The 9,519-nt window shown below is 61.7% G+C and carries 6 protein-coding genes; all 6 read right to left on the reverse strand.

Annotation, left to right across the window (positions count from 1 at the left end; translation table 11 throughout):
• Positions 1-2,045, reverse strand: a 2,045-nt coding sequence (locus tag AC3VI7_RS10885) for an efflux RND transporter permease subunit (protein WP_489671518.1), incomplete at its 3' end; no start/stop codon positions are given.
• Entirely contained in the window at positions 2,042-3,202 is a 1,161-nt protein-coding gene (locus AC3VI7_RS10890; protein WP_489667605.1) for an efflux RND transporter periplasmic adaptor subunit, read from the reverse strand. The genes AC3VI7_RS10885 and AC3VI7_RS10890, both read right to left, overlap by 4 nt.
• 135 nt (positions 3,203-3,337) lie before the next feature.
• A complete protein-coding gene (locus AC3VI7_RS10895) occupies positions 3,338-4,471 on the reverse strand; it encodes a response regulator (protein WP_489667606.1) in 1,134 nt (377 codons plus the stop codon).
• Positions 4,468-8,328: an ATP-binding protein gene (locus AC3VI7_RS10900; protein WP_489667607.1), complete on the reverse strand. Its 3,861-nt coding sequence runs from the start codon at positions 8,326-8,328 to the stop codon at positions 4,468-4,470. Before AC3VI7_RS10900 ends, AC3VI7_RS10895 begins: the two co-directional genes overlap by 4 nt.
• A gap of 5 nt (positions 8,329-8,333) precedes the next feature.
• A complete protein-coding gene (locus tag AC3VI7_RS10905) occupies positions 8,334-8,804 on the reverse strand; it encodes a DUF6174 domain-containing protein (RefSeq protein WP_489667608.1) in 471 nt (156 codons plus the stop codon).
• A 51-nt stretch (positions 8,805-8,855) separates the two neighbouring features.
• On the reverse strand, positions 8,856-9,218 hold the full coding sequence (locus AC3VI7_RS10910; RefSeq protein ID WP_489667609.1) for a roadblock/LC7 domain-containing protein: 363 nt from the start codon (positions 9,216-9,218) through the stop codon (positions 8,856-8,858).
• Positions 9,219-9,519: the final 301 nt, after the last annotated feature.

Consider the following 9,519-nt stretch of genomic DNA (forward strand, 5'->3'; position numbering starts at 1 on the left):
GCACTCACGCTTTGCAAGGTGTACTGATAGCGGCTCTTGCTGGCGCGCCCACCGAGCTGCAAGTTCTGCACCGGGCGCATGTAGACCGCGATGCCAGGAATGGCGGCGAACTTCTTGCGCAAACCCTCGGTCACTTTGGCCATCGAAGGCCGCTCACTGCGAGGTTTCAAGGTGATAAAGAGCCGCCCTGTGTTTTGCGTCGCAGAACTCGGACCCCCTCCACCCATGAACGAGCCCACCGCCTGCACGGCCGGGTCTTGTTCAAAGATGGCGGCTACCCGCGTCTGCAAGGCTTGCATGGCGGGAAAGGCGATGTCCTCGGCCGCTTCGGTGGTGACTTGGATCAGGCCCATGTCCTCTTCGGGGAAGAAGCCTTTGGGGCTTTCGATGAACAACACCACCGTGAGTACAAACGTACCCAGCGCCCCCACCAGCACCCAGCGGCGATGCGCTAAGGCCACGTCCAACGTGCGGCCGTAACCGCGCAGCAAAGCGGCAAAACCGCGCTCAAACCAGCGGCCCAGCGCGGAGGCCTCCGAGGCCGAAGAACCATGGGTGGATGAGGTATGCACCGAGAGAAAACGGCTGGCCAGCATCGGCACCAAGGTGAGTGACACCAAGGCCGAGACCAGAATGGACAAGCCGACCACCACCGCAAATTCATGGAACAGCAAACCGATCACGCCCGGCATGAAGAAGATCGGGATCAGCACCGCCACCAGCGAGATCGAGATCGACAAGATCGTGAATGACATCTCACGCGCGCCTTTGATGGCAGCTTCAAAGGGTGCCATGCCGTCTTCGACGTGACGCACGATGTTTTCCAGCATGACGATGGCGTCATCGACCACCAGCCCGACCGCCAAGGTCAGACCCAGCAGCGAGACGTTGTCCAAGCTGTAGCCGAGGGGATAAAGCAGCGACAGCGCGCCGATGAGCGACACCGGCAGCGACAACGCCGGGATCAAGGTGGCCACCATGCGGCGCAAGAAAAGAAAGATCACCAGCACCACCAGCACGATGGTCAGCGCCAGCGTGAGGTTCACGTCGTGCAAGGCGTCGCGGATCGAGATGGAGCGGTCGTTGAAGGGCGTGATCACCACCGAGCCCGGCAGCTGTGCCGCAAAACGCGGCAGCAGCGCCCGCACCCGGTCCACCACCTGCACGGTGTTGGCGTCGGGCTGGCGCAGCACGGCCAAGTTGATGGAAAGCTCGCCGTTGTAACGCGAGGCGCTCTTGATGATTTCGACGCTGTCTTGCACATCCGCCACATCGCGCAGGCGCACCACCGCGCCGTTGCGGCTGGCGACGATCAACTGGCCAAACTCACGTGCGCTCGCCAAGGGGCGGTTCGCTTGGACGGTCAAGGTTTGACGCGGGCCTTCGAGCACACCCACCGGCGTATTGGCGTTGGCACTGCCAAGGATGGCGCGCAACTCGTCCAAGCTCAGATTGCGCTCGGCCAAGGCATCGGGATGGACCTTGATGCGCACCGCGTAGCGCTTTTGGCCAAAGATCGCCACTTGCGCCACGCCGTCGATGGTCGAAAGGCTCGGGGCGATCAGGTTCTCAGCAAATTCGTTCAGCTCCGACAAGGCCATCGAGGGCGAGGTCAAGGCCAAAATCAGCACCGGCGCATCGGCCGGATTGACCTTGCGATAGGACGGCGGCGTGGTCATTTCGGTCGGCAGCGTGCGCTGAGCGCGAAACAGCGCCGCTTGCACGTCCACCGCCGCCGCATCGATGTTGCGGCTCGACTCAAACTCCAACACCACCGAGGTCTGCCCCAGCGTATTGGTGGAGCTGATGGTCGCCAGCCCCGGGATGGTCGAAAACTGCTTCTCCAGCGGCAACGCCACCGAGCTGGCCATGGTGTCCGGGCTGGCCCCAGGCAGCGCCGCGCTGACTTGAATCACCGGCGTGTTGTAGCTGGGCAAAGCGGCGACCGGGATCTTGCCCAGTGCCACCAAACCGGCCAACACGATGGCCAGATTGAGCAACACCGTCATCACCGGACGGCGGATGAAATGCTCGGTGAAATTCATCGTGAGGCTCCGGAAGCGGCAGCACCCGGAGCAGCCGGCAAGTCTTTGATCGCTTGGCCAGGGCGCAAGTTCTGCTTGCCTTCGACCACCACCCGCTCACCCGCCTGAACCCCTTCAACGGCCACCATGTCGCCCAACGGCTGAAGCACCTTGATGCTGCGCAGCTGCGCTGTGCCGTCCAAGGCCATCACATAAACCTGCCGTTCTTGGCCACGCTGGATGATGGCGGCCTGCGCGATCACCACGGCGTTTTTGAGCACCCGTAAGCTCAGTCGCACCGGCACCGATTGACCCGGCAGCATCGCTTGGCCTGGGTTGGGCACCGTGGCCTTGATGCGCACCGTGCCGGTGGCTGAATCCACCGCGTTGTCGATGAAGGTCACCGGGCCAGCGGGTGCGGGCATCCCAGAAGCCAGCACTGGCCCCACCACGCTGACGCTCGGGGTCTGAGCGCCCGCCAACAGGGTTTGCAAACCGGCCAGATAACGCTCAGGCACCGCCAGACTCAAAGCGACCGGCTCCATCTGGCTCAAGGTGACCATCACCACCCCGGTCGGCTGCACCAAGCTGCCCACCGTGACATGCAGCGCGCCCAAGCGACCGCTCAGTGGGGCACGCAAGACGGTATCCGTCAAAGCGATCTCGCTGGCGCGCACGGCCGCTTCACTGCCCTGCACTGCGGCTTGCTGCAACTCAGTTTGGGTTTGAACGCTGTCCATGGCACTTTGGGCGATGAACTGGCGCGCCAACAAGTCTTGCGAGCGCTGGAGCTGGCGCTCTAGGTCATGCAGGCTGGCACGGTCACGCGCGAGCTGGGCACGCGCCTTGTCGAGATTGGCGCGCTCAGTGCGATCTTCCAGCCCAAAGAGCACCTCGCCCTTGCGCACGCTTTGACCATCGCGCACGGCCACACGCTGCACCACCCCGGTGGTCTGCGGGCGGATATCGACGCTGTTCGGCGACTCGACCATCGCGATGGCCTCGACCACCACCGGCACATCCCGCTGCTGGGCCATGCCCATGCTCACACCTTGGGGCGGTTTGACAGCCGGTGCAGCCGCCGGCGACACCCCGGCGGGCGAGCGCAACGACCAGAGGACAGCGCCCGCGACCAGACTGGCCAAGAGAAGGGGGAGAAGAAGCTTCTTGATGTTCATGGTGGGCAGGTAATGAGCGATCTGCTGCATTCGTGAGCACTCTAGTAAAAGCTGTTTAAAAACAGGGGCTTGCAGCATCTATCCCAAGCTTATGCACAGAGTTATCCAAGGCTAATGTGGAGAAGGTGCCTACTTTTACACAGGCTGGTCGGAGCCTGTGGATAACTTATCCGGATCACGATGCCGTTCAGCGATGGCCACAAACTGCTCAAAAGCCTGGAGAAAGGTCGCAACGATGACCGGATCGAAGTGCAGCCCGCTGTCGGCTTTGATGAGGTTGCGCGCCTCGTCATAGCTCATGGCGGCTTTGTAAACACGTTTGGAAATCAGGGCATCGAACACATCCGCCAACGCCATCAAGCGGGCCGAGAGCGGAATCGCCTCGCCGGCCAAACCCTCGGGATAGCCGCTGCCATCCCATTTTTCGTGGTGGTAATGGGCGATGTCCTTGGCATGGGCCAGAAAAGGGACCGGCCCTTCGGCATCACGCTCAGCATGCTCAAGCGCCTCAGAACCCAGCCGAGCATGGGTTTTCATGATCACCCACTCTTCAGCATTGAGCTTGCCCGGCTTGAGCAAGATGTGATCGGGGATGCCCACCTTGCCGATGTCATGCAGGGGTGCCGATTTAGCCAGCAGCTCGACACTGCGTGCATCAAGCTGCGTGCCGTAGCGCGGATGGTCCAACAAAAGGCGCGCCAGCAGCCGCACATAGCCTTGCGTGCGGCGCAGGTGATTGCCGGTCTCGGGATGCCGTGTTTCGGCCAAATGGGCCAGCGCCAGGATGCTGACGTCTTGCAGCACCAAAATTTCCTTCAAGCGCCGAGACACCTCGGCTTCAAGGTGCTCGTTCTGATGCTGCAAGCGATCCCGGGCATGCTTGAGTTCAAGTTGGGTGTGGATACGGGCGCGGACGATGGCCGGGCGAAACGGTTTGATGATGTAGTCCACCGCGCCGAGCGCCAAGCCGCGCTCTTCATCCTCAGCGTTGACCAACCCCGTGACGAAAACGACGGGAATGGCCTGGGTGCTGGGCTCAGCCTGCAAACGGGCCAGCACCGCGTAGCCATCCATATCGGGCATCAGCACATCCAGCAAGATCAGATCGGGTTGCTGACTGGCAGCGATGCGCAAGGCTTCCACCCCCTCGGTGGCCACCCGCAGGCGGTAATACGGCCGCAACAAGCTGGCCAAGACAGCGATGTTCTCCGGATCGTCGTCCACGATCAGCAAGGTATCCAGGGTTAGCGGTGGATGGTCGATGCTCATGGGGTGGATTCCTGGGGATCTTGATGGCGCTTCAACACGTCGATAGCCTGAGGGTACTGGTAACGCTGTAGATGTTGCTGCATGGCAGCATGATCAGCCCCCAAGTAGGTGGTCAGGGCCATGGCGTGGCGCTCAAAGTACTCATGGGCTTGGAAGTCGCCCACTTCGAGCAAATGCAGCGGCTCCATGACGTGGGCAACCACCTCCTTGGGCTCGGGCAAGGAAGCCAAGACGCCCTCGGGCGGTAGGCACCGTTTGATCTGCGCCACCAGTGGGGTGAGGCTCAAGGCCAGCGCATGCAGATGCGGCTCAGGCGGATCCGCCTCGTTGAGCGTGCGCAAGCTGGCCTCCAAGGCGGCGGCATCGGCAGCGACGGCTTCGACCCCCAAGTTCCCCGCCACCCCTTTGAGTGAATGCGCCAAACGCCGCGCGCCGTCCAAATCACCGGCGGCCAAATGGTGCCGAATCGACTCCGCCGCTTCGCCCTGCTGCTGCGCAAACAAGCCCAACAGCCGCACATAGGTATCCACCTGCCCCCCCAAACGGGCCACAGCACCGCGTGTATCCAGGCCAGAAATATCGGGCAATACCTTGATGACCTTGCTGAGCGTGGTGGTCGCTGCCGGCTCTTGTGGCACGCCTTCTGGCAACCACTTGGCCAAGGTGGCATAGAGTTTTTCGGGGTTGACGGGCTTGGCGATGAAGTCATTCATGCCCGCATCCATGCAGCGCTGGCGGTCTTCCTCAAAAGCATTGGCGGTCATGGCCAGAATCGGCAGGCGCATTTGTCCAGGCAAAAGCCGGATCCGCCGCGTCGCTTCCAGCCCGTCGAGCACCGGCATCTGCATATCCATCAGGATCAAGTCGTAGGCGGTTTGCCCGGCACAACGCACGGCCTCTTGGCCATCACTGGCCACATCCACGTCCAAACCGGCAGCGCGCAACAACTCGACCGCCACTTCTTGGTTGATCGCGTTGTCCTCGGCCAACAAGATGCGCGCACCGCTGTGGCGGCCGCCCAGCGTGCGCTCTGCGGCAAACATGGCATTGCGCCGCAACTCATCGGCACTGCGATGGCTGATACCGAATCGGGCTGTGAACCAAAACGTACTGCCTTGGCCCGGCGTGCTGCTGGCCCCCGCCTCACCCTCCATCAGCTGAGCCAGCCGCCGCGTGATCGCCAAGCCCAAGCCCGTCCCCCCGTAGCGCCTAGTGATGGAGCTGTCCGCCTGCTCAAAGGCCTCGAACAACAGGGTCAGACGTTCCGGCGCAATGCCAATGCCGGTATCGCGCACCTCAAAACGCAAACGCACCGAGCCAAGGCCTTGTTCATCCCCGAGCACGCGCAAAACAATGCGGCCGTTCTCCGTGAACTTGATGGCATTGCCCAGATAGTTCAGCAGCGCCTGTGACAGCCGCACCGGGTCACCCATCAACACGTTGGGCACGTCTTGGCCATCGACAAACACTGCGTCGCGCTCCACGTCGAGGGCCAGCCCCTTGCCGAGCAACTGCGGCCGAATCATCGACGCAACGTTGTCGAGCAAAGCGCCCAGCACAAAATCGGTCTTTTCCAGCGTCAACTTGCCCGCTTCGATGCGTGAGAAATCAAGGATGTCGTTGATCACGCCCAGCAAGTGGCTGGAAGCGGTGTCGATTTTGTCGAGCTGCCGGGCTTGCTTGGCCGTCAAGCCGCTGCGGCGCATCAGGTGCGCGATGCCAAGGATGGCGTTCATGGGTGTGCGAATCTCGTGGCTCATGTTGGCCAAGAAAGCGCTTTTGGCGTGGGTTGCTGCTTCGGCGGCTTCCTTGGCCTCGGCCAATTGGCGGGTGCGCTGCACCACCCGCTCTTCGAGCTGATGACGATGCAGCTCCAGTTGGGCCTCCATGCGCTTGCGCTCACTGATGTCTTCGCTCAGCACGATGAACTCGCCCGGGGCCGGGCAATAGATCGAAAAGTCGTACCAACGCTCCAGAGCGTCGAGCTGATGCTCCCAACGACGGGGCTGGCCCGTCAGGGCCACACCACCAAACACCGCCATCGACTCCGGGTTGGCTTGAACGTAGCCAGGGATCACCTCACTCACACGCCGACCCACCACATCGGTCAGGCCGGTGATCGCCTTGAAGGCGGCGTTGACTTCGAGATACACGTAATCCACCGCCACACCGTGTACGTAGACCATCCGGCAATGGGCATAACCGCCCAGCATGTTCTGGATCAGCGTGCGGTAGGTCTGTTCACTGCGGCGCAGTTCAGTCACCGTCTGCCGCCTTGATGCCACCAAGCCGGCCACACGCGCTTGCAGCTCCTCGACCGAAAAGGGTTTGGCGATGTAGTCCTGCACCCCCGACTGCAACAGCTTCAAACGCAGCGCATCGTCGGCCTTGGCCGTGAGCATCACGATGGGGACGTCGATCAGCTCAGGATGTTGGCGGATCGCTGCCACCATGGCCTCGCCGCTCATCACCGGCATCATCACGTCCGACAAAATCAAGTCAGGGCGCAAGTTCAGCGCCTTGTCCAAACCTTGGCGACCATCGAAAGCCGTCTCGACCCGGTAGAGCCGCACCAGCGCTTGGGCCACGTAGTCGTTCATGTCCGGGTTGTCTTCAACCACCAGCACACAGGGCAACTCAGACGACGCGGGGATACCCGCAGCCGCCACTGCCGTGATGGGCGCGATGCCGTGTCTGGGATGCAACTCCTCAATCGCTTGGCGGTCGAGTTGGCTATCCAAAGGCACGGCCATTGCATCCATCAACGTGCCCACCGGGGCGTTCACCGGCAAATGCAGGGTGAACAGCGCGCCACCGCCCGGCGCTTCTTCAGCCTGGACCGTACCGCCATGCAGGCGCACCACATCGCGCACGATGGCCAACCCCAAGCCGGTCCCCCCAAAACGTCGGGTCGAACCGCCCTCACCTTGATGAAAAGGCTCAAAGATCACCTCACGCAAGGCCTCGGGTACACCTGGCCCGTTGTCTTGCACCGTGATGACAGCTTGGGCGGGATCGCTGCCATCCCGCATCACCAAGACCGTGATCAAACCGCCTTCGGGGGTGAACTTGAAGGCGTTGGACAACAAGTTGAGCAAGACGTGCTGGATCTTTTCGCTGTCCACCTGAACCGGCAAGGTCGGCGGCAACTGCAAGCGCAGCGCAATGCGCCGCTCCATCACCACGCCCTCGAAATGCGCGGCCGTGAGACGCACCAAATACGCCAAATCGGCGGCGTTGTAGTGCAGCACCATGCGCCCGGCTTCGAGCTTGGCGACATCCAGCAAATCCGAGACATGGCGATAGAGCAGCCGAGCATTGCGTCCAATCACTTCCAGCTCGCGGCGGCCCATATCGTCGGGGCCCAGTTGACGCAACAACTGCTCGCTCGGCCCCAAGATCAGCGTCAGCGGGGTGCGCAGCTCATGGCTGACATTGGCAAAAAACTGCGTTTTAAGCTCGTCGAGCTCGCGCGTTTTCTCGTAAAGCTGGGTGATCTCTTCCTTGGCGGCACTGACATCGCGCAGGGCTTTTTCAGTCGCCAGCCGAGCCTGTTGCAAGCGGTGATGGAACACACTGAACAGCACGCCCATGGCCAAAAACATCGCCATCGACACCCATGTCATCGGCTGCGCAGGCACCAAAGAGCCGATCACAGGAATGAAAAACCACTTGGCCAAAACGACAGACAACACCGTGGCGAGTAACCCGCCCCAGAGTCCGCCGATGGAAGCGCTGAAAAAAACTGCGGGGAAAAACAAAAACCAGGCGAAGGGCTGGATCGCATCCCAGAACAGCCCTTGCACGCCCAGCGCGAGCAGCGGCAGTAAGACGGCGAAGATCCAACGCTGTCTCATCACCCTCAAAGCAGCGTGAAGTGGGTCACCGTGTAGGTGAACTCATCGTCAACCATGTTCTGCACCCAGTCGATGTAGATCGACTGGGGGTAGCCCACGTTGGGGTTGTAGGTGACGGTCAACACCGCTGCGGGGCGTGCGCTCGCTTGGTCGATGCGTGCCAGCAATGCATCCACGGTGGTGGGCAAGCTGGCGAGGCGCGTGGCAGGCACGGCTTGACCACTGGGGGTGTAGGTCGCGGAGGCCCACAGACCATTGCGCACTTTCATCACAATGTCTTCCTCTGGAAGACAAAAGCAAGTCGTGCGCAGCGTGAACTGGTAGTTGCGGTGCGGCGTGGCATCCCAGCGCGCCCCAGCACTGGCACGATCAGTGACGGGGCCTAGGGCAGGAGGGTTGCTGCCGCCACAAGCGGCGAGCAGCGCCAAGGCGGCGGCGAAGGCCGTGGCAACAACAGCGGTTTGCAAGGGTTTCATGGCCGTGGATACTACCCCGGCCATGAAGCAGCGCCAGCGCTGAACGCCGGCTTAGATGATCTTGTTGATGCTGTCGGCCGCGCGTTTGACGTCAAGGAAGATCAAACCCAAACGGGCGTTGGCCTTGAGCAACACCGTGACCACGGCGTCTTGGCCGGCGTGGACCATCAGCACGTAGCCGCGCTGACCTTTGATCAGCACTTGCTCCAGCTCGCCCCGGGCCAGCTCACGCGCCGTGCGGTCGCCCAAGGAAAGCATGGCAGCACTCATGGCACCCACACGGTCTTCGTCCATGCTGGCCGGCAGCAAGGAGGCCATCATCAAGCCGTCGGTGGAGAGAACAGCGGAGGCTTCAATGTCGGCGGTCGAGCCGTTGAGTTCGCTGAGGATGGAATTCAGAACGTCTGCACGCATGGCAAAGCTCTTTCAAAGAGAGGTAAGGAACGGGTTCAGACGCTGCCGAGTTGAGCGCGAGCTTCGGCGAAGGGTGACGTCAATCTCGGACTTGAACATAGGCTCCGAGGGCGTGGGCTTGAAACGGTAACGTGAAGCACCGTTTCAAGGGAATAAGCCAAATAACTCTCGACCGTGAGGGCTTGTGTTGTCAAAGCGCGACGGAGACAAGCCCGCACAAGGGGGCCTGTGCGGCTTAGATGATCTTGCTGATGCTGTCGGCGGCGCGTTTGACGTCGAGGAAGATCAAACCCAAACGGGC

Source organism: Leptothrix toolikensis (SeqCode), assembly GCF_057922285.1.